Origin of the sequence: Pararobbsia alpina, from assembly GCF_902859895.1 — a bacterium.
Classification (GTDB): Bacteria; Pseudomonadota; Gammaproteobacteria; order Burkholderiales; family Burkholderiaceae; genus Pararobbsia; species Pararobbsia alpina.
The window spans coordinates 72,411-96,845 of record NZ_CADIKM010000010.1 but is presented as its reverse complement, the minus strand read 5'-3'; the positions used below and the strand labels follow the sequence as shown (position 1 = coordinate 96,845).

Annotated in this window: 28 protein-coding genes and 1 pseudogene; 22 read left to right on the top strand and 7 right to left on the bottom strand. The window is 63.7% G+C overall.

Annotated features, from left to right (window positions below; translation table 11 throughout):
• The first annotated feature begins 145 nt into the window (after positions 1–145).
• The 3 genes from HV670_RS13105 to ptsP all read left to right on the top strand — a co-directional run bounded on the left by HV670_RS13105 (position 146) and on the right by ptsP (position 2,830).
• Positions 146–631, top strand: a complete 486-nt coding sequence (locus HV670_RS13105; RefSeq protein ID WP_175105217.1) for a PTS sugar transporter subunit IIA — start codon at positions 146–148, stop codon at positions 629–631.
• Positions 600–869, top strand: a complete 270-nt coding sequence (locus HV670_RS13100; protein ID WP_175105216.1) for an HPr family phosphocarrier protein — start codon at positions 600–602, stop codon at positions 867–869. The genes HV670_RS13105 and HV670_RS13100 overlap by 32 nt, the downstream gene beginning before the upstream one ends.
• Positions 870–1,078: 209 nt before the next feature.
• A complete protein-coding gene (gene ptsP, locus HV670_RS13095) occupies positions 1,079–2,830 on the top strand; it encodes a phosphoenolpyruvate--protein phosphotransferase (protein WP_175105215.1) in 1,752 nt (583 codons plus the stop codon).
• Here ptsP and HV670_RS13090 read toward each other — a convergent pair whose 3' ends face one another.
• The 3 genes from HV670_RS13090 to gpmA form a co-directional block, all read right to left on the bottom strand.
• Positions 2,831–3,604, bottom strand: coding sequence for a HesA/MoeB/ThiF family protein (locus HV670_RS13090; RefSeq protein WP_175105214.1), 774 nt, complete (start codon positions 3,602–3,604; stop codon positions 2,831–2,833). It lies immediately after the preceding gene.
• A gap of 106 nt (positions 3,605–3,710) precedes the next feature.
• Entirely contained in the window at positions 3,711–5,300 is a 1,590-nt protein-coding gene (locus HV670_RS13085; RefSeq protein ID WP_175105213.1) for a S41 family peptidase, read from the bottom strand.
• 254 nt (positions 5,301–5,554) lie between these two features.
• A complete protein-coding gene (gpmA, locus tag HV670_RS13080; protein WP_175105212.1) occupies positions 5,555–6,301 on the bottom strand; it encodes a 2,3-diphosphoglycerate-dependent phosphoglycerate mutase in 747 nt (248 codons plus the stop codon).
• Positions 6,302–6,478: 177 nt separating this feature from the next.
• Between gpmA and HV670_RS13075 the strand changes: the two genes are divergently transcribed.
• The 4 genes from HV670_RS13075 (at position 6,479) to HV670_RS13060 (ending at position 8,896) form a co-directional block, all read left to right on the top strand.
• Positions 6,479–6,886 carry a rhodanese-like domain-containing protein gene (locus HV670_RS13075; RefSeq protein WP_175105211.1) on the top strand — a complete coding sequence of 136 codons (408 nt, stop codon included), beginning with the start codon at positions 6,479–6,481 and terminating at the stop codon, positions 6,884–6,886.
• A gap of 13 nt (positions 6,887–6,899) precedes the next feature.
• Complete coding sequence (grxC, locus tag HV670_RS13070; protein WP_175105210.1) at positions 6,900–7,196, top strand: glutaredoxin 3; 297 nt, start codon at positions 6,900–6,902, stop codon at positions 7,194–7,196.
• A 164-nt stretch (positions 7,197–7,360) separates the two neighbouring features.
• Positions 7,361–7,867 (top strand): protein-export chaperone SecB, encoded by a 507-nt coding sequence (gene secB, locus HV670_RS13065; protein ID WP_175105209.1) that lies wholly within the window; start codon positions 7,361–7,363, stop codon positions 7,865–7,867.
• A 15-nt stretch (positions 7,868–7,882) separates the two neighbouring features.
• On the top strand, positions 7,883–8,896 hold the full coding sequence (locus HV670_RS13060) for an NAD(P)H-dependent glycerol-3-phosphate dehydrogenase (RefSeq protein ID WP_175105208.1): 1,014 nt from the start codon (positions 7,883–7,885) through the stop codon (positions 8,894–8,896).
• 11 nt (positions 8,897–8,907) lie between these two features.
• Here the strand turns inward: HV670_RS13060 and trmL are convergent, their stop codons facing one another.
• Both trmL and HV670_RS13050 read right to left on the bottom strand, forming a co-directional pair.
• Positions 8,908–9,378 carry a tRNA (uridine(34)/cytosine(34)/5-carboxymethylaminomethyluridine(34)-2'-O)-methyltransferase TrmL gene (gene trmL, locus HV670_RS13055; RefSeq protein ID WP_175105207.1) on the bottom strand — a complete coding sequence of 157 codons (471 nt, stop codon included), beginning with the start codon at positions 9,376–9,378 and terminating at the stop codon, positions 8,908–8,910.
• Between the two features lie 20 nt (positions 9,379–9,398).
• A complete protein-coding gene (locus HV670_RS13050) occupies positions 9,399–10,256 on the bottom strand; it encodes a ComF family protein (protein WP_175105206.1) in 858 nt (285 codons plus the stop codon).
• Positions 10,257–10,329: 73 nt separating this feature from the next.
• Here HV670_RS13050 and HV670_RS13045 point away from each other — a divergent pair, with 73 nt between their 5' ends.
• From HV670_RS13045 to HV670_RS13020, 7 genes and pseudogenes are all read left to right on the top strand, one after another.
• Entirely contained in the window at positions 10,330–11,340 is a 1,011-nt protein-coding gene (locus HV670_RS13045; RefSeq protein ID WP_175105205.1) for a methyltransferase domain-containing protein, read from the top strand.
• A gap of 159 nt (positions 11,341–11,499) precedes the next feature.
• Entirely contained in the window at positions 11,500–11,976 is a 477-nt protein-coding gene (locus HV670_RS13040) for a DUF2244 domain-containing protein (RefSeq protein ID WP_175105204.1), read from the top strand.
• A gap of 43 nt (positions 11,977–12,019) precedes the next feature.
• Positions 12,020–13,186, top strand: a pseudogene (gene coxB, locus HV670_RS13035) (cytochrome c oxidase subunit II); the annotation flags it as partial.
• A gap of 22 nt (positions 13,187–13,208) precedes the next feature.
• Positions 13,209–14,825: a cytochrome c oxidase subunit I gene (gene ctaD, locus HV670_RS13030; protein ID WP_175105202.1), complete on the top strand. Its 1,617-nt coding sequence runs from the start codon at positions 13,209–13,211 to the stop codon at positions 14,823–14,825.
• A 117-nt stretch (positions 14,826–14,942) separates the two neighbouring features.
• On the top strand, positions 14,943–15,095 hold the full coding sequence (locus HV670_RS30555; RefSeq protein WP_217478417.1) for a cytochrome oxidase small assembly protein: 153 nt from the start codon (positions 14,943–14,945) through the stop codon (positions 15,093–15,095).
• Positions 15,085–15,351, top strand: a complete 267-nt coding sequence (locus tag HV670_RS13025; protein ID WP_246257332.1) for a DUF2970 domain-containing protein — start codon at positions 15,085–15,087, stop codon at positions 15,349–15,351. The genes HV670_RS30555 and HV670_RS13025 overlap by 11 nt, the downstream gene beginning before the upstream one ends.
• Positions 15,352–15,397: 46 nt before the next feature.
• Positions 15,398–16,255: a cytochrome c oxidase subunit 3 gene (locus HV670_RS13020; protein WP_175105201.1), complete on the top strand. Its 858-nt coding sequence runs from the start codon at positions 15,398–15,400 to the stop codon at positions 16,253–16,255.
• Between the two features lie 125 nt (positions 16,256–16,380).
• On the opposite strand, the gene HV670_RS13015 is transcribed toward HV670_RS13020, so the two are convergent.
• On the bottom strand, positions 16,381–16,590 hold the full coding sequence (locus tag HV670_RS13015) for a twin transmembrane helix small protein (protein ID WP_175105200.1): 210 nt from the start codon (positions 16,588–16,590) through the stop codon (positions 16,381–16,383).
• Positions 16,591–16,755: 165 nt separating this feature from the next.
• On the opposite strand from HV670_RS13015, the gene HV670_RS13010 reads away from it, so the two are divergent.
• The 5 genes from HV670_RS13010 to HV670_RS12990 are packed head-to-tail and all read left to right on the top strand — an operon-like array spanning position 16,756 to position 20,852.
• Positions 16,756–17,472: an SURF1 family protein gene (locus HV670_RS13010; RefSeq protein WP_175105286.1), complete on the top strand. Its 717-nt coding sequence runs from the start codon at positions 16,756–16,758 to the stop codon at positions 17,470–17,472.
• Positions 17,473–17,475: 3 nt separating this feature from the next.
• Entirely contained in the window at positions 17,476–18,129 is a 654-nt protein-coding gene (locus HV670_RS13005; protein WP_175105199.1) for an SCO family protein, read from the top strand.
• A 4-nt stretch (positions 18,130–18,133) separates the two neighbouring features.
• Complete coding sequence (locus HV670_RS13000) at positions 18,134–19,276, top strand: COX15/CtaA family protein (RefSeq protein WP_175105198.1); 1,143 nt, start codon at positions 18,134–18,136, stop codon at positions 19,274–19,276.
• Between the two features lie 7 nt (positions 19,277–19,283).
• Positions 19,284–20,189: a heme o synthase gene (gene cyoE, locus HV670_RS12995; protein WP_175105197.1), complete on the top strand. Its 906-nt coding sequence runs from the start codon at positions 19,284–19,286 to the stop codon at positions 20,187–20,189.
• A gap of 33 nt (positions 20,190–20,222) precedes the next feature.
• A complete protein-coding gene (locus HV670_RS12990; RefSeq protein ID WP_175105196.1) occupies positions 20,223–20,852 on the top strand; it encodes an SCO family protein in 630 nt (209 codons plus the stop codon).
• A 43-nt stretch (positions 20,853–20,895) separates the two neighbouring features.
• Here HV670_RS12990 and HV670_RS12985 read toward each other — a convergent pair whose 3' ends face one another.
• The gene (locus tag HV670_RS12985) at positions 20,896–21,222 is read right to left on the bottom strand and encodes a hypothetical protein (protein WP_175105136.1); all 327 of its coding nucleotides are present in this window, start codon (positions 21,220–21,222) and stop codon (positions 20,896–20,898) included.
• Positions 21,223–21,478: 256 nt separating this feature from the next.
• Here HV670_RS12985 and HV670_RS12980 point away from each other — a divergent pair, with 256 nt between their 5' ends.
• The 3 genes from HV670_RS12980 to HV670_RS12970 are packed head-to-tail and all read left to right on the top strand — an operon-like array spanning position 21,479 to position 24,412.
• Positions 21,479–22,258: a GntR family transcriptional regulator gene (locus HV670_RS12980; RefSeq protein ID WP_175105195.1), complete on the top strand. Its 780-nt coding sequence runs from the start codon at positions 21,479–21,481 to the stop codon at positions 22,256–22,258.
• 38 nt (positions 22,259–22,296) lie between these two features.
• Positions 22,297–23,412 (top strand): N-acetylglucosamine-6-phosphate deacetylase, encoded by a 1,116-nt coding sequence (gene nagA, locus HV670_RS12975; RefSeq protein WP_175105194.1) that lies wholly within the window; start codon positions 22,297–22,299, stop codon positions 23,410–23,412.
• Positions 23,405–24,412 carry an SIS domain-containing protein gene (locus HV670_RS12970; protein WP_175105285.1) on the top strand — a complete coding sequence of 336 codons (1,008 nt, stop codon included), beginning with the start codon at positions 23,405–23,407 and terminating at the stop codon, positions 24,410–24,412. The genes nagA and HV670_RS12970 overlap by 8 nt, the downstream gene beginning before the upstream one ends.
• Positions 24,413–24,435: the final 23 nt, after the last annotated feature.

Below are 24,435 nucleotides of genomic sequence, written 5' to 3'. Positions count from 1 at the left end.
GGTGTTCCGTGCAGTCCGCGCCTGCCGATTGCGGTTTTCGTCAGAAAATCAAGGGCCTGTTGGCTATTTGCTCGACCCGCCGGTGCAATCCCAGTCGCGAGTACAATCAAGTTGACGGGACAGTGTCCGGACCTTCGAGCAATTCATGGCAGGCATATTGATCATTGCGCATACCCCTTTCGCCAGCGCGCTGCGGGACTGTATCGCTCACATCTACGGCGGGCTGCCGGCCCGCATCGGCGTGCTGGACATCGCACCGACCGACGACCCCGTGGGCGTGTTGGGCCAGGCCAGCGCGGAGGTTGAGCGGCTGCGCGAGGAAAATGGCGTGCTGGTGCTCACCGACCTCTATGGCGCGACACCGTGCAATATTGCGTCGCGGCTCTCGTCACTGCCGCAGGTCCGCGTGGTCTCGGGCGTGAACCTGCCAATGCTCGTGCGCGCCGTCTGCTACCGGTCGATACCGCTCGATACGCTCGCTGACAAGGCGCTGGCGGGCGGTGCGAAGGGTATCCAGATGGTGATGCCCTCGCCAACCCCCTCGAACGTTACATCTCTGGCCTCACTTTTTACTTCTTGCATACCTGAAACCGAGCACCATGCAGCAACAAGAAACGAAGATTGTCAATAAACTAGGTTTGCATGCAAGGGCTTCGGCCAAGCTGACACAACTGGCCGCTCGTTATCAGTCGGAAGTCTGGATGACGCGCAACGGACGACGCATCAATGCGAAGAGCATCATGGGGGTCATGATGCTCGCGGCCGGCATCGGCAGCACGGTGCAAATCGAGACCGAAGGTACCGATGAGGCCGAGGCGATGCAGGCACTGCTCGCCCTGATCGCGGACAAGTTCGGCGAAGGCCAGTAAGCCTCGCGAGGCATCGCGTAACGCCCCGGAACACCGCGGCCCTAGGCTGCGGGACGCCTGCAGCGAACCTTATAATGTGTCGCACGGTCTATCCCTGGACTGCAAGAGCGGGATTGACGAATGCGGCAGTGCGGTATCCGCGATTCAACGCGTGAAGCTGCGCTGCGCCACCCGCTGGCGCCATAGAACAATTCATTAAGGAGGCGCGCGTGTCGTTCACGCTGCACGGAATTCCGGTTTCGCGAGGCATTGCCATTGGCCGGGCGTATCTGATTGCGCCGGCTGCGCTCGATGTCGACCATTACCTCGTTGAGCCGCATCAGGTCGAAACAGAGGTCCTGCGTTTCTGCGCCGCGCAGAATGCGGTTCAGCACGAGCTCGATACGCTGCGCGCCGAACTACCCGCCGATGCGCCGGGTGAAATGAGCGCATTCCTGAATGTCCATACGCTGATCCTGCGCGATGTGATGCTCGCCGAGGCGACTGTCGAGCTGATCCGTACGCGCCGCTACAACGCCGAATGGGCGTTGACCGAGCAGCTCCAGTTGCTGGGTCGCATTTTCGACGACGTCGAAGACGAATACCTTCGCGAACGCAAGGCCGATATCGAACAGGTCGTCGAGCGCGTGCTCAAGGCACTCGCGGGCTCGTTCGTGCCCGCCGATGGCCTCAACGGCGACACCCCCGAAGACATGATCGTCGTCGCGCACGATATTGCGCCGGCCGACATGCTTCAGTTCAAGAAGCAGACCTTCCGCGCCTTCGTGACGGATCTCGGCGGGCGCACGTCGCATACGGCGATCGTGGCACGCAGCCTCGGCATTCCCGCGGCGGTCGGCGTCCAGCAGGCGAGCGCGCTGATCCGCCAGCACGACATGATCATCGTAGACGGCGACCAGGGCATCGTGATCGTCGATCCAGCGCCGATCGTGCTCGAGGAATACACCTACCGGCAAAGCGAGAAAGCGCTCGAGCAGCGCAAGCTCCTGCGGCTGAAGTTCGCGCCGGCGCAAACGGTCGACGGCACCGAGATTCATCTGTGCGCGAACATCGAGCTGCCCGAGGATGCGGATGTCGCCCTCGAGGCCGGCGCAGTTGGAGTCGGATTGTTCCGCACGGAATTCCTGTTCATGAACCGCGGCCATCAGTCTCCCGACGAGGAACAGCAGTTCGCCGCCTACCGCCGCGCAATCGAAGGCATGCGCGGTCACCCGGTGACGATCCGGACCATTGATGTCGGGGCCGACAAGCCGCTCGACTATCGCGATGAAGGCCGCGACGGATATGAAGTCCCGCCGAACCCGGCGCTTGGCCTGCGCGCGATTCGCTACAGCCTGTCGGAACCGCAGATGTTCCTCACGCAGTTGCGCGCAATCCTGCGCGCCTCGGCGTTCGGTCCGATCCGGATACTGATTCCGATGCTCGCCCATGCGCGCGAGATCGACCAGACGCTCGACCTGATCGCCGAAGCGAAGCGCCAGTGCGATATCGCCGGGCAGGCCTACGACCGCAATATCAAGGTCGGCGCGATGATCGAGATTCCCGCCGCGGCGATCGCCTTGCCCTTGTTCCTCAAGCGTCTCGATTTCCTGTCGATCGGCACCAACGACCTGATCCAATATACGCTTGCGATCGATCGTGCCGACAACGCGGTCGCGCATTTGTACGATCCGCTGCATCCGGCCGTATTGCACCTGATTGCATTGACCCTGCGTGAGGCGAAGAAGGCCGGAATGCCCATCGCGGTCTGCGGCGAGATGGCCGGCGATCCGACCTTGACGCGCCTGCTGCTCGGCATGGGCCTGACCGAGTTCTCGATGCATCCGAGCCAGGTGCTCGAGGTCAAGCAGGAAGTGCTGCGCACGCATATCCCGACGGTCGAGAAGCTCGTCCAGGATGTACTCGCCGCGTTTGAGCCGGCGGAACAACAGGCCGCGCTCACGCGGCTTGCGCGCTGCTGATCAGGCCGTGTGTGGCGGTGAGTGTGACGCGTCGCCGCATACGGGGCAGCTCGTCTGGCGCGGCGCCCTGAAGCTGTCCCACTGCATGCTCAGCGCGTCGAGCATCAGCAGTCTTCCTGTGAGCGGTTTGCCCAAGCCGCCGATCACTTTCAATGCCTCGGCTGCCTGCACGGCACCGATGATGCCGACGAGCGGCGCAAGCACGCCCATCGTTGCGCAGGCGACTTCCTCGAAATTCTCGTCGGGCGGGAAGATGCACGCGTAGCACGGTGAGTCGGGCGAGCGTGCGTCGAAGGTGCTGACCTGGCCGTCGAAACGCAGCGCCGATCCGGATACGAGCGGGACGCGATGCGCGACGCATGCGCGATTGATCGCATGGCGCGTCACGAAATTATCGGTGCAGTCGAGCACGACGGTCGCGTCGCTGACGAGCGAATCGAGTGTGGCGGCATCGGCCCGGCAAGCGAGCGTCGTGATGCGGATGTCGGGGTTGAGCCGCTCGATCGTCTGGCGGCCCGAGTCGACCTTGCGCTGCCCGACACTTTGCGTGGTGTGGAGGATCTGTCGCTGGAGATTGGTCAGGTCGACGCGGTCTTCGTCGACGAGCGTCAAATGGCCCACGCCCGATGCCGCGAGATACATCGCGACCGGGGAGCCGAGACCACCGGCGCCGACGATCAGCGCATGCGCGTCGAGAAAGCGCTGCTGCGCCTCGATGCCGACTTCATCGAGCAAAATGTGGCGGGAGTAGCGGAGGAGTTGATCGTCGTTCATCGATAGCAGGCAAATAAAAACGGCCGGTGCGCAATGCACCGGCCGTTCGTATTTTACGACTTAAATCCTGAGCTGAACCCGGTAGGCCCGGATCGGCGCCGTCACATCAGCGTTGTCCCGTCGGTGCCGAGACCGGCATGGCCGGCGATGCGGGTCTGGCGGGCGAAGCCGGGGTCGCCGGTGCTGCAACTGACGCTGCAGCAGCGGACGCATCCGTCTTGTCGCTAGCCGTCTGGGCGAGCACACGCTCGAACGGCGACTTCGAACGCACGACCGGCTTACCCTGCAACTCGTTGAGGGCCTGCTGGAGCATGAAGTCGTCCTTGCTGCCGAACTCGACCGGCAGGCGATTACGCAGCTTTTCCTTCTCGGCCGGCGTCATCTTGTCGTTCTTCTCTTCGAGCTCACGCAGCGCGTCCATACGTTGCTGCTCGCGCTTTTCCTGCTCGGCCTGCTCGTTGGCATCCTGCAGATTCGCCAGATGGTTCGTGTAGTCGACCTCACGCGTGACGAGTGCATCGTCGGGGTCGCCGTCGGAGAACTGGTCGACCGGAATGTCTGGACGGATGCCCTTGTTCTGGATCGAACGGCCCGACGGCGTGTAGTAATACGCCGTTGTCAGCCGCAGCGCCGTATCGGCGGTCAGCGGACGCACCGTCTGCACCGATCCCTTGCCGAACGTCGTCTTGCCCATTGTCATCGCGCGATGCGCATCCTTGAGCGCACCGGCCACGATTTCCGAAGCCGACGCCGTGTACGGGCTCGTCAACACGACGATCGGAACCGTCTTGTAGATCGCCGGCAGGTTGGCAAGCGGGTCGCTGTCGAACGAAGGCAGGCGGTAGTCCGAGAACGTATCGCGGTAGGACTGCTTCGAGTCAGGGATCTGGCCATTGGTCGAAACGACGACCGAATCGGGAGCCATGAATGCACCGGCGACACCGACGCCGCTTTGCAGCAGGCCGCCGCCGTTATTGCGCAGATCGAGCACGAGACCCTTGAGATGCGGGTCCTGGCGCGCGAGGTCCTGGAGCTTCGCGGCGAGATCGGGCACGGTGCGTTCCTGGAAGCTCGTGATGCGCACCCATGCGTAGCCGGGCTCGATCATCTTGGCCTTCACGCTCTGGATGCGGATCTCGGCGCGCGTGACGGTGACGGGGAAGGTCCGTTCATCGGTCTTGCGGTAGATCGTCAGCGTAACCTTGGTACCCGGCTCGCCGCGCATCTGCTTGACCGACTGGTCGAGCGTCATGCCGCGCACGGGCTTGTCGTTGATCCGCGTGATCAGGTCACCCGGGCGGATGCCCGCGCGAAATGCCGGCGTGTCCTCGATCGGCGAGATGACCTTGATCAGGCCGTCTTCCTGTCCGATTTCGATGCCGAGGCCCGCGAAACGTCCGCGCGTTTGTTCCTGCAGATCCTGATAATCCTTCTTGTCGAGATACGACGAGTGCGGATCAAGGCTCGATACCATGCCCTTGATGGCCGCCGTCAGCAGCTTCTTGTCATCCACCGGCTCGACATAATCGTGCTTGATCTGGCCGAACACTTCCGCGAGTAGACGCAACTGCTCGAGCGGCAACGGTGTGACGGCGTTATCGGGGGCGGAGGCGGCGACGGAAAATTGGTGGGTGGCCAACACACCGGTCAAGAGGCCGGCTGTGATCAGGGCCAAGTGTTTCACGTATTTGCGCATAAGGATCGGAAAGATAAGACGGCCGGCTTCGTCGCCGTTGGTGGGCAGTATAACGAAGATGGACGCAGCAATGCCGTTCGCTTGCCGCTTGTTTGCCCAGCAGCATTGAGTTTCATATGGGGAAGGGACCTTGTTTTGCCCCCGCGGCGAATCAGAGGTTCGACGCGGGGCGCATAACAAGGTTCACAACCCCATGCGCAACAAGATTCTTAAGTCGCTTGCGCAAGGACGATATAAACGGTTCGAAAGCGGCTTCAGGCGGCCTTGCCCTGGCTGGCGACTGCCTGCTGAGCCTTCGCGATCGCGTCGGGATCACCGAGATAGTAATGCTTGATGGGCTTGAGATCCGCGTCGAGTTCATAGACGAGCGGCACGCCATTCGGGATATTCAGCCCGACGATGTCATCATCGGAAATATTGTCCAGATATTTGATCAGCGCACGCAGCGAATTGCCATGGGCGGATATTACGATGCTTTTGCCGGTTTTGATGGCTGGCGCGATCGATTCGTTCCAGACGGGCAGCACGCGCGCGACGGTATCCTTGAGGCACTCGGTCAGCGGCAGTTGTTCGCGTGGCACCTTCGCATAGCGCGGGTCGGCGAACGGCGCGCGTTCGTCCGCCGGTTCGAGCGCGGGCGGCGGCGTGTCGTAGCTGCGGCGCCAGATCAGGACCTGCTCGTCGCCATACTTGGCCGCCGTCTCGGCCTTGTTCAGGCCGGCGAGCGCACCGTAGCTGCGCTCGTTGAGGCGCCACGCATGGACCACGGGGATATACATGAGGTCCATTTCGTCCTGCACGTACCAGAGCGTGCGGATCGCGCGCTTGAGCACCGAGGTGTAGGCGATGTCGAAACGGTAGCCCCCTTCCTTGAGCAATCGTCCCGCCTGGCGCGCTTCGGCGGCGCCTTTCTCTGTCAAGTCGACATCGACCCAGCCAGTGAAGCGGTTTTCCTTGTTCCACGTCGATTCGCCGTGGCGGATCAGGACCAGTTTGTACATGGGAGCTTTCCGAGGGGATTCAGGGTTGAAAGGGATGCGGGAGGCCGCCGACGCTGCCTGAGGCGGCCGTCTGTCGAACTTTAAGCATCCGGAACCTCAAATGATCGAAGTCGGCGAGCCGTTGCGTCAAGCAGATATTTTATAATGCGGGCTCGCCTCTCTACCGAACGGACTTTTGTGAGCTTCTTTGCCAACTATCTGAATATTGCGCTGATCGCCATCGCGCTCGTCTCCGGTGTGCTGCTCGCCTGGCCGACGATCACGCGGCGCGGCCATGGGCTGTCCGCGGCCGATGCCACGCAGTTGATCAACCGCCGCAACGCGGTGGTGCTCGATGTGCGCACCGCCGAGCAGTATGGCCAGGGGCATTTGCCGCAGGCGCGCAACTATCCTTTCGAAGAGCTGACGGCGAAGGCGTCGCAAATCTCGAAGAACAAGGGCACGCCGCTGCTGCTCGTGTGCCAGAACGGCCAGCGCGCCCGCAAGGCGGAGCAAGTCCTGACTGATGCGGGCTATGCCGAAGTGTATTCGCTGCAGGGTGGGCTCGAGGCGTGGCAAACTGCCGGAATGCCGGTGGTCAAATAAGGAGAGCCGCACCATGAGTAGTGAGTCCAGCACGAATGCAGCGCAGGTCGAAAGCAAGGTCGTGATGTATAGCACGACGGTCTGCCCGTATTGCCAGATGGCCGAACGCTTGTTGAAGGCGCGCGGCGTCGAGCATGTCGAGAAGATCCTGATCGATCGCGAGCCCGGCCGGCGTCAGGAAATGATGACGCGCACCGGGCGCCGCACCGTGCCGCAAGTCTTTATCGGCGAGCAGCATGTCGGCGGTTTCGATGACCTCTCGGCGCTCGACCGACAGGGCGGACTGGTACCGCTGCTGCAGACGATCTGAGCGCGGTGGGCGGCACGGCTGGCTGTTCCTGACTTCCGGACACAGCAGGCCTGCCGCAGCTGGGTGTTTCATCCGTGCGCCTCGCAGGGCGGTTTTCGCCTGCTGGGCGCTTCTTCATGGTAGCGCGGCATACGTTTCATTGTTTTTCCACCAAGGAATTTTTTATGTCAGACCAGCAGAATACCCAGCCGTTCTTCAACATCCAGCGTATCTACCTGAAGGATCTGTCGCTCGAACAGCCGAATTCGCCGAGCATCTTCCTCGAAACGGAAATGCCGTCGGTCGAGGTCGAAGTCGACGTGAAGGCTGAGAAACTGGCCGAAGGCGTGTTCGAAAGCATCGTCACGGGCACCATCACCGCGAAGGTCAAGGACAAGGTCGCCTTCCTCGTCGAAGCCAAGCAGGGCGGCATCTTCGATATTCGCAACATCCCGGCCGACCAGCTCGATCCGCTGCTCGGCATTGCCTGCCCGACGATTCTGTTTCCGTATCTGCGTTCGAATATCGCCGACATGGTCACGCGTGCGGGCTTTCCGCCGATCCATCTCGCCGAGATCAACTTTCAGGCGCTGTATGAGCAACGCCTCGCGCAATTCCAGGCGCAGCAAGTTGCCTCGAACGGCGGCGACAACCCGATCGTGATCGGCGAAACCGCGCCGCGCACGCACTAGGCCGCGGTACGCTCGATGAAAGTCGTCGTGCTCGGCGCGGGCGCGTGGGGCACGGCGCTTGCCGCGCATCTCGGCGAGCGCCACGACACCGTATTGTGGGCGCGCGATCCGGCGCTGGTCGCCACGCTTGCGCGTGAGCGCCGCAACGATGCCTATCTGCCCGGCACCGTCCTTCCTGATTCGATTCACTTCGAAAGCGATCTGCCTTCGGCGGTTCGCCATGCCTGCGACGACGACGCGCTGGTGGTCGTCGCGACGCCGGTCGCGGGCCTGCGCGAAAGCTGCGTCGCCATGCGCGAGCAGGCTTGCGTGCCGGCCAACCTGATCTGGCTGTGCAAGGGCTTTGAACGCGAGACGCACCTGCTGCCGCATCAGGTCGTCGATGCGGAGCTCGGCGCGCATCCGCATGCGGGCGCGCTGTCGGGGCCGAGCTTCGCACGCGAAGTCGCCGCGCATCTGCCGGTGGCGCTGACGATCGCGAGCGTGTCGGCGCAATGCCGCAAGCGTACCGTCGAGGCCTTCCACGCGGGTGCGATGCGCATCTATACGGGCGACGACGTGATCGGCGTCGAGGTCGGCGGGGCCGTCAAGAACGTGCTTGCGATCGCGACGGGGATCGCCGACGGACTCGCGCTCGGCCTCAATGCGCGCGCGGCGCTCGTCACGCGCGGCCTGGCCGAGATGACGCGGCTCGGTGTGGCGCTCGGCGGGCATGCGGATACGTTCACCGGCCTCACGGGCGTGGGCGATTTGATCCTCACTGCGACCGGGGATCTGTCGCGCAACCGGACGGTCGGGCTCGAACTTGCGAAGGGTCGCTCGCTCGCGGACATTCTCGGCAGTCTTGGGCACGTCGCCGAGGGGGTGCGCTGCGCGCAGGCTGTCGCGGCGCTCGCGCGCGAACATTGCGTCGAGATGCCGATCACCGAAGCGGTCTGCGCCGTGCTGTTCGACGGCGTTTCACCAGGGGCGGCGGTCGACGCACTCCTCAGACGCGATGCCCGTTCGGAAAATATCGGCGTTGCCTGAGCCGTATCTTCTTATTCTCCACCCGAGAAATCGTTCTGGCGCCACGCTTCGTACGCCACGACTGCGACCGTGTTCGACAGGTTGAGACTGCGATTGCCCGCGCGCATCGGCAGTCTCACACGCTGCGTACTGTCGAATTGCGCGAGCACATCGGCGGGCAGGCCGCGCGTTTCCGAGCCGAACACGAACCAGTCGCCGGGCTCGAATGCGCGGCCGTGAAAGGGGCTCGAGCCTCGTGTCGTGAAAGCGAACATGCGCGAGGGGACGGGTTGTTCCTTGGCGATAAAGGCCGCCCAGTCGGGATGAACCGACATCTGCGCATACTCGTGATAGTCGAGGCCCGCGCGCCGCATCTTCGCGTCGTCGAGCGGAAAGCCGAGCGGCTCGATCAAATGCAGGCGTGCGCCCGTGTTTGCGCACAGGCGAATCACGTTGCCGGTGTTCGGCGGAATTTCGGGGTGAACCAGGACGACGTTGAACATAGTGGAAGGTACTCAGGGTCTCAGGGCTTCGGCGTGCGCAGGATCACGAAGGCGGTGACGCGCGCGGCGCCGGCCTGTTTCAACGCACGGGCGGCCGCGTCCAGCGTTGCGCCAGAAGTCATCACATCGTCGACCAGGCCAATATGGCGCGCACGGACAGCCGCCGCTCGCGGAACGTCGAATGCGCCCCGCATATTGAGATGACGCTCCGCGCCCGGCAGTTCGGCTTGCGCACGCGTATCGCGGGAGCGCTTCAGTAGCCGCGCGACAGCCGGTCGGCGCAGATGACGGGCAAACGGACGCGCGATTTCCCACGCCTGGTTATAACCGCGCGACGCAAGTCGGCGCGACGAGAGCGGCACCGGCGCGATCACATCGGGCAGCACGATGCCGGCCGCGAGCGCGCGTCGGGCAAGCGTCGACGCGAGGCAGCCGGCCAGCGCGAGCCGCCGATGGAATTTGAGTGCGAGTACGAAAGCGTCGGCGGGCGCCGCATAGTCGGCGACGCACAGCGCCGCGTCGAGGGCCGGCGCAGCGGCGATGCACCGGCCGCAAAGCAGCGGCTGCGGTAAGCGATCCGAGTCCACGCATGCGCCGTCATTCGCCAGGCTTGCCAGCGGGTCTGGCAGCGCATGGGAGGCTTCGGCACCGTGTAGCACAGTGGCCGCGGCGAAACCCCTCGGCGCAGGGGCGCTCTCCGAGGCCGCCAGTGGCAGCGCGCAACGCGCGCAGCGTACGCATGCGTCTTCGAGGCAGGCCGCGCATCCGCCGCAGATCACGCGCGCGCCCGACACCCCGCAGCCCGCGCATGCGCTGGGCAACGCAAGCGGCAGCGCGCCCGCGATCAGGCGTGAGAACAGGTCGGTGGCACGTTTCATCGGGCATGGAGAAAATCGGTGAGCGAGTATACTGCCCAGCTTCGTCGCGGACGTTCGCGAACCCTGAGATCCGATGTCCTCCTCCTACACCGATTCGGTCCGGCCGGATGCTGATATCCGTCGCATCACCCGTATTTTCGACCGGCGTGCCGCGTCGTTCGGTGATGTTGCCTTCCTGCCGCGCGAAGTCGCGCAACGAATGCGTGAGCGGCTCGATTACATAAAGGTCGCGCCTACGACGGTACTCGACGCGGGCTGCGGCCGCGGCGACGATTTTGCCTCGCTTGCGGAGCGCTTTGCGCAGTCGACGGTATTCGGCATCGATGCGTCGGGCCGCATGCTCTCGCACGTGGCGAGCCTCATCGCACCCGCAAGCGGGCTGCAACGGCTCCTGCCGGGCGCGATTCGCGACCGCTTCACCGCGCGCCGTCCGCCGCTCGTGCAGGGTGACTTCGGCGCGTTGCCGTTTGCACCGGCCGCGTTCGACCTGATCTGGTCGAATCTTGCGCTGCACTGGCATCCCCGGCCACATGAAGTTTTTCCCGAATGGAACCGTGTCTTGAAAACTGGCGGCCTGCTGATGTTCAGCACGCTCGGACCCGATTCCCTCAAGGAGCTTCGCGCCGCCCTGGCCGAAATTGGGTCGGACAACCGTGCGGCCGCCGGACAAGTCGCCGCTCGACCGGTTTTGAATCCGCCGCCCGGTCCCCCCGATCGGGGCGTGATCGCATTCACGGATATGCACGACTTCGGAGACATGCTTGTCAACAGTGGCTTCGAGGTCCCGGTGATGGACGTCGAACGCTTGACCGTGACCTATCCGAGCGCCGAAAAACTGCTCGCCGATGTGCGCCGTTGGGGCGCGTATCCGTTCGCGGATCGCGCCTTCGAAGGCCTCGCGGGTAAACGCTGGCGAGCCGCACTGTGCACCGCGCTGGAGCGCGCGCGACGCTCCGACGGGACGCTCGCGCTGACCTTTGAACTCGTCTACGGCCATGCATGGAAGGCCGTGCAGACGATGACGCCCGAAGGCCATGCAATCGTCCGCGCGGATCAGATCGGCGGCCGGCGCGGCCGTGCGTAATCAATGCGCACAGTGTGCCGGAGGCGGACTGAAAGGTTCGTCGAACGCCCGGAAACGGCCGTCCGGCGTGCCTTCTGCGCGGGTCGAGGTTGCTTGTCGTGCGGGGGCAAACCCGCCTATAATGCGTCCGTTTGCGAGTGGGGTCCTACGAGGCCGGTAATGCACGCTTACAGTGAAGGGGTCGAGGACGAACCGGTGCTCAAGGACTGGATGCTCAAGCGTAACTGCTCGGTATCCCCACGCCAGTTTTTCTTCTTTTACGCGTCACTGTGTGTCGTGTCGTTGCTGGTCGGGTTGACGGTCGTGCTTTGGGGAGCGTGGCTGGTATTGCCGTTCACCGGTCTGGACCTGCTCGCAGTGGGAGTTGCTTTTGTGATTTATGCACGGCACGCAGTCGATTACGAATATATCCGCCTGTGCGAACACCGTCTCGTCATCGAGCGGGTGTCGGCCGATCGGGTTTCGTTGTTCGAATTCAATCCGCGCTGGGTGAGGGTCGAGCCTGGTGCGACGCCTCGCGATCGAATCACGCTGCACTCCGCCGGACAATCCGTCATGATCGGGCAGCATCTGGCCTGGCACCGCCGCGCGCAATTTGCGAGCGAGCTGCGTACCTGGTTGCGACGCTGTGCCTGACATCGAACGGCGAGGGTTTGAGGTAATTTTGGGTAAGGAAGCCATGAAAATAAAGAAGCGAGCCCTCGCGGTTCTGCTCGCGGGCGGAAGTTTGCTGACCGCCGGGGTGGCCCAGGCGGTCAACGACAGTCCGGGCGGTCCCGCGCTGTATGAGCTGAACTTTCAGACGCCGGCGACCAATATTGCCGAGACGCTCTACAGCCTGCACACGATGATGCTGATCATCTGTCTGGTGATTTTCCTCGGCGTGTTCGGGGTCATGTTCTATTCGATCTTCGCGCACCGTAAATCGCGTGGTCATCAACCCGCGCATTTTCACGAAAGCACCACGGTCGAAATCATCTGGACCGTCGTGCCGTTCCTGATTGTCATCCTGATGGCGCTGCCGGCCACCAAGGCCGTCGTCGCGATGAAGGACACTTCCAACGCCGACCTGACCGTCAAGGTCACCGGCTATCAGTGGAAATGGGGCTACGACTATGTCAACGGCCCGGGTGAAGGCATCTCGTTCATCTCGACGCTGACCACGCCGCGCGCGGAGGTCGAAGGCACCCAGCCGAAGAGCGACCTCTACCTCCAGGAAGTCGACAACCCCCTCGTCGTACCGGTCAACAAGAAGGTCCGCATCATCACGACGGCCGCCGACGTGGTCCACTCGTGGTACGTGCCGGCGTTCGGCGTCAAGCAGGATGCGATTCCGGGCTTCACGCGCGACACGTGGTTCAAGGCCGATCGGGTCGGTACCTTCCGCGGCTTCTGCACCGAGCTGTGCGGCAAGGACCATGCCTTCATGCCAGTGGTGGTCGATGTGCTCTCCGACGCCGACTATGCGAAGTGGGTCGACGATCAGAAGAAGAAGATGAGCGCCGCGGCCGACGATCCGAACAAGACCTATACGATGGCGGAGCTGCAAACGCGCGGCCAGACGGTCTACACGACGAACTGCGCGGTCTGCCACCAGGCGAACGGCAAGGGCGCAGGCGCGTTCCCGGCGCTCGACGGCGACGCGCTCGTCAAGGGCCCGCTCTCGGACCATATTAGTATTGTGCTGCACGGCAAGCAGGAAGCCGGCAAGCCGGCGATGCCGAATTGGGACAAGACGCTCAGCGATGTCGAGATCGCCGCGGTGGTCACGTACGAGCGCAACGCGTGGGGTAACCACACGGGCGAAGTTGTCCAGCCGAAGCAAGTGGCCGCCGCGCGCGACGGCAGCAAGACCTAGGAGAATCAGCATGTCCACGATCACCGATCACGAACACGCCGGCCATGGCGCGCACGAGGGTCACGACCACGCGCACGACCTTCCACACGGATGGCGCCGCTGGCTGTACGCGACGAACCACAAGGACATCGGTACGTTGTACCTGTTGTTCTCGTTCATCATGTTCCTCATAGGCGGCGTCATGGCGCTGTTGATCCGCTCGGAGCTGTTCGAGCCGGGTCTGCAGATCATGCGGCCGGAATTCTTCAACGAGCTGACCACGATGCACGGCCTGCTGATGGTGTTCGGCGCGATCATGCCGGCGTTCGTCGGCTTTGCGAACTGGATAGTGCCGCTGCAGATCGGCGCGTCGGACATGGCGTTCGCGCGAATGAACAACTTCAGCTTCTGGCTGCTGCCGATCGCGGGCGTTTTGCTGTCGGCCTCGTTCCTCGTGCCGGGTGGCGCGACCGCGGCCGGCTGGACGCTCTACGCACCGCTGTCGGTACAGATGGGTCCGGGCATGGACCTCGGGATCTTCGCGCTCCACTTGATGGGTGCCTCGTCGATCATGGGCGGGATCAACATCATCGTGACGATCCTGAACATGCGCGCGCCGGGCATGACGCTGATGAAGATGCCGATGTTCGCGTGGACCTGGCTGATCACCGCGTTCCTGCTGATCGCCGTGATGCCGGTGCTCGCGGGCGCGATCACGATGGTGCTGTTCGACCGCCACTTCGGTACCTCGTTCTTCAACGCGGCCGGCGGCGGCGACCCGGTGCTCTACCAGCATATCTTCTGGTTCTTCGGGCACCCCGAGGTCTACATCATGATCTTACCGGCCTTCGGGATCATCTCGCAGGTCGTGCCGGCCTTCTCGCGCAAGCCCCTGTTCGGCTATAGCTCGATGGTCTATGCGACCTCGTCGATTGCCGTGCTCTCGTTCATGGTCTGGGCGCACCATATGTTCGTGACCGGCATGCCGGTCACCGGCCAGTTGTTCTTCATGTACGCGACGATGCTGATCGCGGTGCCGACCGGCGTGAAAGTGTTCAACTGGACGGCCACGATGTGGCGCGGTTCGCTGACGTTCGAAACCCCGATGCTGTTCGCGATCGGCTTCCTGTTCGTGTTTACGATGGGCGGCTTCACGGGCCTGATCCTGTCGGTCGCGCCGCTCGACATCGCGATGCACGGGACGTACTACGTGGTGGCCCACTTCCACTATGTGCTCGTCGCGGGTTCGCTGTTCGCGTTGTTCTCGGGCTGGTACTACTGGTCGCCGAAATGGACCGGCTGGATGTATAACGAGACGCGCGGCAAGATCCATTTCTGGAGCTCGCTGATCAGCTTCAACGTAACGTTCTTCCCGATGCACTTCCTGGGACTGGCTGGCATGCCGCGACGCTATGCCGACTACCCGGCACAGTTCACGGACTTCAACCAGATCGCGACGATCGGTGCGTTCTGGTTCGGTCTCTCGCAGGTCTACTTCCTGTTCTTCGTCGCGCTGCCGACCTATCGCGGCCACGGCGAACACGAGAAGGCCGGCGACAAGCCGTGGGACGGCGCGACCGGCCTCGAATGGACAATTCCGAGCCCGGCACCGTTCCATACGTTCGAAACGCCGCCGACGGTCGAGTAAGTTCTGATTGGGATGGCGCCCCGCCCCGTGCTGCTGTTGCAGCCACGCCGCCGGGGCGCCTTGCAAGCGCGAGCAGGACAGGGTTTGTATGAGTAGCTTGAGTAGCAGGACGGTGAAATGACGGTGCATCGACAAAAGACACTGCCGGAAGACGCGGCAGCACGAAAGGCCGCTGTGCGGCGCAGCAACTGGCGCCTTGGGCTGATCTTGTGCGCGGTTGCGGCGGTGTTTTTTGCCAGTGCGATCATCCAACAGTTGCATGCACACTGAATCGAAGGTCGTGACGATGAACGCAGCAGGCGGGCCGGACGACGAGGCCGACAAGGCGGCGACTAACCGGCCGATCCGTTTTGGCGAATCGTTTAAGGCCGTGTTCTGGTCGTTCTTCGGGGTGCGCAAGCGGAGCGATCTCGAGCGCGACGCGGCACGGCTCAATCCGATTCATGTCGTCATCGCGGCGTTCCTGTTGATGGCGGTTTTTATCGGCTTGCTGATCACGGTGGTGCACTTCGTCACGGCGAAGTGAACGAAGTCACGGAATACCAAAAACGGATCGAAGTGGAGAATCCAAGATGAACGCTCAGAACCAGAGCCCTTACTACTTTATTCCGCAGCCATCGCGGCATCCGATCACCGCAGCGATCGGTCTGTTGTGCATGATGTTTTCGCTGGCCGCCTGGCTCAATGGCGAGGCGCTTGCGCCACTCGGCTTCGTGGTCGGGCTCGCCTGGCTGCTGTTCGTGCTCTGGCACTGGTTCGGCGACTCGATCTCCGAATCGGAAGGCGGCCGGTATGGCCTGCACGTCGACAAGTCGTATCGATGGAGCATGAGCTGGTTCATCTTTTCCGAAGTGATGTTCTTCAGCGCGTTCTTCGGTGCGTTGTTCTACACGCGTGAATTTGCCCAGGTGGCGCTCGGCAGCCTCGACAGCAAATTGCTGTGGCCCGACTTCGCGGCGGTGTGGCCCAACAATGGCCCGGCGAACCTCGTGGCCCACTTCAAGTCGATGACCCCGTGGCCGGTGCCGACCATCAACACCGCACTGCTCCTGAGCTCGGGTGCGACGCTGACGGTCGCTCACCATGCGCTGCGCGAAGACCATCGCAAGAAGACGATATTCTGGCTCGCGGCGACAATCCTGCTTGGCGTGACCTTCCTGTTCTTCCAGGGCTTCGAATATTTCCACGCCTACAACGAGCTGAACCTGAAGCTGAGCTCGGGCGCCTACGGCTCGACATTCTTTCTGCTGACCGGCTTCCACGGCTTCCACGTGACGCTCGGTGCGCTGATGTTGACGGTCGTGCTGGTGCGTGTGATTCGCGGTCACTTCAAGCCCGATCACCACTTCGCATTCGAAGGCGCCGCCTGGTACTGGCACTTCGTGGACGTGGTCTGGCTCGGGCTGTACGTGGTGGTCTACTGGATGTAAGCGAAGGCCTCGCATGGGGGCGGTGCGCGGGAGGGCTTACTTCCGCGGCCGGCCCCTTCGACTGCCCCGCTGTAAGCACGACGCCGCCCCTCCGGGCGGCGTTGTCGCTTGCAGGGTGGGCAGGCTCAGCGGCCCATGGGTATGCCGGTGCTCTGGATCCAGCCCATCCAGTGGGCGAACAGGATGAACAGGAACAGGCTGATCGACAGGCCCACGCGAGTCGCGAGGGACCAGACCATGCGCTTGGACTTGCCCTTGTCGTGCATCATGAAATACAGGGCCGAGGCCATGCTGGCGATGATCAGGGCGAAAGCGATGGGAACAAGGATGTGCATGAATCGAACCACGATGGCGATGCCGGTGATTATCGCACTGGCCCCGCCGGGTTGCCGGCCTGAGCGTCGCGGCGCGCGGCCGGCGTGGGAGATTCCGGGCCGTGCCTCGGAATCCCGCATACCCCGTGCCCGAGGGCAGGGAGGGCGGCCGTGCTGAAAGGGCAGCTGAAGATTTCATTCTGGCCTGCGCTGCTCGTGCTCGCAGTCGTGGTGCTGACGACACGGCTCGGCTTCTGGCAGTTGTCGCGCGCGCACCAGCGCGAAGCCCTGAACGCCCATATGCTCGAGTATCGGTATGAGACGCCGATTCCGATCGACGGCAAGCGCTTGCCTCTCGCGTCGATCGAATATCATCGGGTCGTCGCTCGCGGCCGCCTGATGCCGGAGCGCGTCGTTCTCCTCGACAATCGCCCGTATCAGGACCAGCCCGGCTTCTATGTCGTGATGCCGCTGGCGCTCGACGGCGGCGGTACCGTGCTCGTGAATCGCGGCTGGCTGCCACGCAATTCGGAGGATCGCACGCAGATCGGTTCGTTCAGGACGCCGGCCGACGAAGTCGAAATCGTCGGAGTCGCGCGCGCGAATGCGAGCGAGGCATTCGAGCTGGGCCATGGCGGTTCGGCGCCGCATACGAAGATTCGGCAGAATCTCTCGATCGACGAGTATGCGAACGAGACCGGCTTGCCGCTTCAGTCGTTCGTGATCCAGCAAACCAGCGCGCTCGACGATGGCCTCGTGCGTGACTGGCCCGTACAGACCGCCGATGCACAGCGCAACTACGGCTATATGTTCCAATGGTGGGCGATGGCTATCGCCGCGCTTGGATTCGGCCTCTATGCCGCGCGGCGTGCGGCGCGTTCACATTCGCAAGACAAAGAATGAAGGATGGACAGTTTGACTGATTCGAATCGCTCCCCAAGCTCGCAAGACCCGCAACCCGTACGCGGCAGCTGGAACAGAGGGCGCTGGATGCTGCTGCTGATCATCGGCATCTGTGTGGCGCCTGTGATCGCGTCTTACCTGACCTACTACGTGATCAAGCCGCGCGGTGGCATGACCAACTACGGCGAGCTCGTCGAGCCGCAGCGGCCGATCCCACCCGATCTCCATGTCCAGGACGAGCAGGGCAAGGATATGCTGTTGAGCACGCTCACCGGCCAATGGCTGATGGTCGCGGTCAATCCGAGTGCCTGTGACGACGCGTGCGCGCAGAAGCTCTATTTCATGCGGCAGGTGCGGCTCACGCAGGGCGCCGAGCGCGAGCGCGTGCGCACGGTCTGGCTGCGCACCGATGCGGACCCCGTGCCCGACAAGGTGCTCAAGGCCTATGGCGGCACGCGCATGCTGGTCGCCGATCCCGCGGCGGTTGCGGGCTGGTTGCAGGCCGCGCCGGGAACGCAGGATACCGACCATATCTATCTCGTCGATCCGAACGGTAACCTGATGATGCGTTTCCCGAAAAACCCCGATCCGTCGAAGATGAAGAGCGATCTGAGCAAGCTGCTGAAGATCAATACGGGTCTGGGCAAGCCGAGCTAGCACGATGTTCATACTTCAGCTCGGACTGATCGGTCTGTGTGTCGCGCTCGTGCCGCTGTCGTACGTGTGGGGCAGCGGCGACCCCGACAAGTTTCGCAAGCTTGTCTGGGTCACGACCTTCCTTACGCTCGATCTCGTGATGTTCGGCAGCTTTACGCGGCTGACCGACTCCGGGCTCGGCTGCCCTGACTGGCCCGGCTGTTATGCATCCGCGTCGCCGTTCGTTGCCCATGCGCAGATTCATGCGGCCCAGGCAGCCATGCCGAGCGGGCCCGTGACGATGAGCAAGGCATGGATCGAGATGGTCCACCGCTATATCGCGATGGCCGTCGGAGTGTTGATCATTGCGCAGGTGCTGATCGCGTGGCTGCGCCGCAGGCGCCTCGCGATCAACCCGTGGGGGCCGACCGCGCTGCTGGTGCTGGTCCTGGTGCAGGGGGCGTTCGGTGCGTGGACCGTCACGCTCAAGTTGCAGCCCGTCATCGTCACGACCCATTTGCTGCTCGGTCTCGCCTTGCTGGCCGGACTCGGCCTGCTTGCCGCGAGCAGGTCGGCTTCGGTGGCGGGGCGGGGCGCGGATGCCGGCGGAAGATCTTCCGCGCTGCTCGTCCTGCCGTCGAGCGCGCGTTGGCGCCGCGCGGCGCTGCTGGGCCTGGCCCTGCTCGTGATCCAGATCGCGCTAGGCGGCTGGGTCAGCACGAACTATGCGGTGCTCGCGTGTACGGATTTCCCGACGTGTAACGGCCAGTGGCTGCCCGCCATGGATTTCGTGAACGGCTTTCATCTATGGCGTGCGCTCGGCCGTACCGGAGATGGCGGATACATCACACAGGATGCGCTGGTCGCGATTCATTGGACTCACCGGACCTTCGCATTCGTCGTGTTCTTTTACGTCGGGGCGCTCGCGCTCCGGCTGCGCACCGACCCGGCGCTGCGTCGTCTCGCGACGGGCCTGCTCGCCGTGCTCGTGATTCAGCTCGCCAGCGGCCTCGCCAATGTGCTGCTCTCCTGGCCGTTGCCCGTCGCGGTCGCGCATAACGGTGGTGCAGCGGTCCTGCTGCTCTTGCTATGCATGCTAAACTTTCGCTTCGTCTCCCGTCGCGCAAATTCCGTCACTGCACCTTCGCAGCTTGGCGTGAGCGCCTGATCCCGCCATGACCGCATCTGCCCTATCGACGTCGCCCGGCAATCGCATCGCCCAGTACTGGTCGCTGACGAAGCCGCGTGTCACGCAACTTGCAGTGTTCTGCGCGGTGATCGGGATGTTCCTGTCGACGCACGGCATGGTGCCCTGGAAACCGCTGATCGGCGGCACGATCGGCATTTGGCTGCTCGCGGGCGCCGCGTTTGCGGTCAACTGCCTGGTCGAGCAGAAGGTCGACGCCATGATGCGCCGGACCGCCTGGCGCCCCTCGGCACGCGGCGAGATCACGCCGGTGCAGATCATCGTGTTTTCGTCGATCCTCGGCGGCCTCGGCATGTGGACGCTCAACACGTTCACCAATCCCCTCACGATGTGGCTGACCTTCGCGACCTTCGTCGGCTATGCGGTGATCTACACGATCATTCTCAAGCCCGCGACGCCGCAGAACATCGTGATCGGCGGCGCCTCCGGCGCCATGCCGCCCGCGCTCGGCTGGGCCGCGGTCACGGGCGCGCTGCCTGCCGATGCCTGGATCCTCGTCCTGATCATCTTTGCGTGGACCCCGCCGCATTTCTGGTCGCTCGCGCTCTATCGCCGCGCCGACTACGAAAAGTCCGGCCTGCCGATGCTGCCCATCACTCACGGCGAGCGGTTCACCGGCCTGCACATTCTTCTCTACACGATCGTGCTGTTCGGCGTCACGCTGCTGCCTTATGCGACGCGCATGAGCGGCCTCGTCTACCTTGCTTCGGCGGTCATACTCGGCGCGATCTATCTCGGCTATGCGTGGAAGCTTTGGCGCCACTACGACGATGCGCTCGCGCGAAGTGCGTTTCGCTACTCGCTCGTCTACCTGTCGCTGCTGTTCGCGGCCCTGCTGATCGATCACTACGTGCCGCTCGGCATTGGCCTCTGAATGTTCGAAGCGCGCTTTCGGGGAACGTGGGGCATGTGGGATACGTGGAGTTTGCAGGGCCGGGTCTCGCGGGGGTGGGCGGTTGCGCTCGCATGGTGCGTAATCGGCACACTCGGGATCCTTCTCGCTGGCTGCTCCAAGCCCGCCTTCCAGAACATCGACATCACGGGCAACACCAGTTTCCCGACCGACTTCTCGCTGCCTGACACCAGTGGCAAGGTCCGCACGCTTGCCGACTATAAGGGCAAGGCTGTCATCCTGTTCGTGGGCTATACCCACTGCCCGGACATCTGCCCCGCGACGATGGCCGAGTTGAGCGAAGCGATGAAGCAGCTCGGCTCCGATGCATCACGCGTTCAGGTGCTGTTCGTCACGCTCGACCCTTCGCGCGATACACCGCCGGTGCTCTTGCAATACGTGCATGCCTTCAGCCCGGCCTTTGCCGCGCTGCGGCCAGCTTCGGATGCCGCGCGCGATGCGTTCGCGAAGAACTTCAGGCTGGTCTACGCGAAGGTGCCCGGCACGACTGCCGACAACTACACCCTCGATCACACCGCTGCGAGCTATGTGTTCGATCCGGACGGCCATTTGCGCCTGTATGTGCGTGATGGCCAGGGGCCCGATCCGTGGGTCCACGATCTCAAGCTACTGCTCAAGTCCTGAGGTCTGGTTCGGCGTTCGGACCTTAGGGCGCGGTGAGCGGCGCTTACCCAGACGATTCTTCCAAGGCGGGTCCCGTTTCAAAACCGGGACATCCGTCGGTCCGTCGATCGTTTTCCATCGAAGGGTCCAATGACGCGCGTCGCCCCGGCCGCTCCAGCCGCGGCCCAGCCTGAGCCTCAGCCTGAGCCCAGCCCAGCCCAGCCCAGCCTCGGCCTCCGCCCAGCCTCAGCCCGCCCAGCCCGAGCTCCAGCTCCAGCTCCAGCTCCAGCTCCAGCCCCAGCCCCAGCCCCAGCTCCAGCTCCAGCTCCAGCTCCAGCTCCAGCTCCAGCCCCAGCCCCAGCCCCAGCCCCAGCCCCAGCCCCAGCCCCAACGTAGTCCCCGTTCACAACCTGCAGCCCTGTAGCCCCATAGACATCCATTGCCACCGGATTTCGACGACCCTTCCTATCCGCTTTGCCTCCTATCCTTTGCGTGCTATCGACTGGTACTAACGTGGACTAGGACATACCCTGATAATACTTTCAGTTAATTCTCATGAATCGTCTCAAAACCCTTTCTGGTCAAGCCTTTCAGCAAATTAGAACAGTATTTTTGATAAGGTTGACTGGTATTACTTTGGTCCTATAATGGCCCGCAAACAACAGCTGCAATACGCAGCCGACGGAAGTCCGATGGAGACACGCTGGCAAGAGTTGAAACCCGATCCTGACAGCGTTACGCCGCTGTATCTGCAACTCGCGCGCAAGCTTGCCGCCGCGATCCAGGCGGGAGTGTGGTCGGCAGGGGAAGCCCTGCCCTCTGAGCGCGTGCTTTCCGAAGCGCTCGGTGTCTCTCGCGTGACCTCGCGCAAGGCGATTGCCTTGCTCGTCGAGCAGGGCCTGATTCGCCGCACGCAGGGTGCGGGCAGCTTCATCACGCCGCGTCTCGAAGACCCGCTGTCGCAACTGACGGGGTTCTCCGAGATGCTGCGGCGGCGCGGCTTTACGCCGAGCTCGCAGTGGATCACGCGGGAAATCGTGCCGGCCAATCGCGCCGAGGTGATCCAGCTGGGTCTCTCGCCGACCGCGGCGGTTGCGCGGCTGCGGCGCTTGCGGCTCGCGGACGATGTGGTCATGGCGATCGAGCATTCGACGTTTCCGGCTGCATTGATTCCGGATCCGAGCGCGGTCGGTGACTCGCTGTACGCATTCCTCGACCGGCGCGGCCTGTCGATCATGCGGGCTTTGCAGCATTTCCGTGCGGTCAATGCGACCGATGAAATCGCCGAGCGCATGGGCATCGCGCCCGGCGAGGCGCTGCTGTTGATCACCCGTATTGGCTACACGGCCGAGCAGCGCGCGATTGAACTGACGGACACGTATTGCCGCAATGACTACTACGACTTCGTTGCGGAACTCAGACGTTAGACGTTTGCCTCTGCCGCGCCAAACATGAAGGACCGAATGTGCTGACTGGCAATATCCTGACACCGGCCGGCTGGCGCCATGGCCGAATCGAGATCGAAGCGGGACGCATCGTTGCGCTCGACCTGATCGAGGCCGGGCCCGTCGATCCGTCGCGCAACGACGCTCCCTACATCCTGCCGGGCTTTATCGACCTGCACGTGCACGGCGGTGGCGGCGCCGACACGATGGAGGGCGGCGAGGCCGCCGTGACGATGGCGCGTCTGCATGCGCGTTACGGCACCACCAGCCTGCTCGCGACGACCATGACCGCCCCGCGCCATACCTTGCGTGCCGTGCTCGTCGAACTCGGCGAGATCGCGCGTGAACGGCCGACGGGTGCGGCGCGCATGCTCGGCGTGCATCTCGAAGGCCCATACATCAGCCCGTCGAAGCTCGGCGCGCAGCCGCCCGAGGCGATCGTCGCGGTGCTCGACGAAGTGCTCGACTACCTGAGCATCGCGCCGATCAAGGTCGTGACGCTCGCACCTGAAATCAGCGGGCATCCGCGCATCATCGCGGAGCTCACCGCACGTGGCGTGCGCGTGCAGATCGGCCACACGCTGGGCAGCTACGACGAGGGCGTGAATGCGCTGCGTCACGGCGCCTCCGGTTTCACGCATCTGTTCAATGCAATGTCGGGCCTGCATCACCGTGAACCCGGCATGGTCGGCGCGGCGCTCGCACATGCGGACTATGCCGAGCTGATCCCCGATTTGCTGCACGTTCATCCGGGTGCGATTCGCGCGGCCTTGCGCGCGATTCCGAACCTTTACTGCGTGACCGACAGCACCGCGGCCGCCGGCATGCCCGATGGTGAATATCGGCTCGGCAGCCAGGGCGTCGTCAAATGCCTGGGGGCTGTGCGGCTGTCCGACGGCACGCTCGCGGGCAGCACGCTGACGATGGACAAGGCCTTGCGCAATCTGGTGTCGCTGGGCCTGCCCCTCGCGGATGTGTCGAACCGGCTGTCGCGTCATGCGGCGGACTATCTCGGTATCACCGACCGAGGCCGTATCGAAGTCGGGGCATGGGCCGATCTGGTCTTGCTGGACCGCGCGCTTGCCCTGCAGATGACTTATGTGGAAGGAGAGGAAATTGTCGTCGAATATGCTTGAAGAAGCGCTCGCGTCGGCCGATGCGGTCGCCGCGCAGCTTGCCGCGCCGCAGGCCGTGAAACAGGTCGCACACGTGCTCGCCTCGCGCGAACGGCAGGTCGCGCTGACCGTCGCGCGCGGCAGCTCGGACCATGCCGCAAGCTATTTCGCGGGACTCGCGATGAGTGTGATCGGCCTGCCGGTTGCCTCATTGCCGATGTCGATCGCGACGCTCGAGCAGGCACCGCTGAAGGTCGCGCATCAGTTCGCTTTCGCGTTCTCGCAGTCGGGCAAGAGCCCCGATCTGGTCGGCACGATGACGGCGCTTCGCGCCGCCGGCGCGCTGACGGTGGCGGCCGTCAACGTCGAGGGCTCGCCGCTCGGCGATGCCTGCGAGTACACGCTGCCGCTGCTCGCGGGGCCGGAGCTGTCGGTCGCCGCGACCAAGAGCTATATCGCGATGCTCGCGATGTCCGCGCAACTGGTGGCCCACTGGAAGGGCGATGCGTCCTTGCTCGCGGCGCTTGAAGGGCTGCCCGACGCGCTACGCGCGGCCGGCGCGCTCGACTGGTCGCCCGCGGTCGAAGCGCTGCGCGATGCCGACCAGATGATGGTGATCGGCCGCGGCCTGTCGCTCGCGATCGCGCAGGAAGCGGCACTCAAGCTCAAGGAGACCTCGGGTATCCAGGCCGAGGCGTTTTCGAGCGCCGAGGTCCGGCACGGCCCGATGGAACTGATCGACCGCGACTACCCGCTGCTCGTGTTCGCGCCGCGCGGACCGGCTCAGCAAGGGTTGCTGACGCTGGCCGCGGATATGCGCAAACGCGGGGCCCGCGTGCTGCTCGCCGCTACCGACGATGTCGCGGAACGCGACCTGCCGCTCGTGACGACGGCCGATCCGATGCTCGACCCGATTGCCGCGGTGGTCAGTTTCTACGTGATGGCAGCCGCTCTGGCCGTTGCGCGCGGACGCAATCCCGATACGCCGCGTCATCTGAAGAAAGTGACTGAAACCCATTGAGTCCGTCGCGCGGACATCAATCG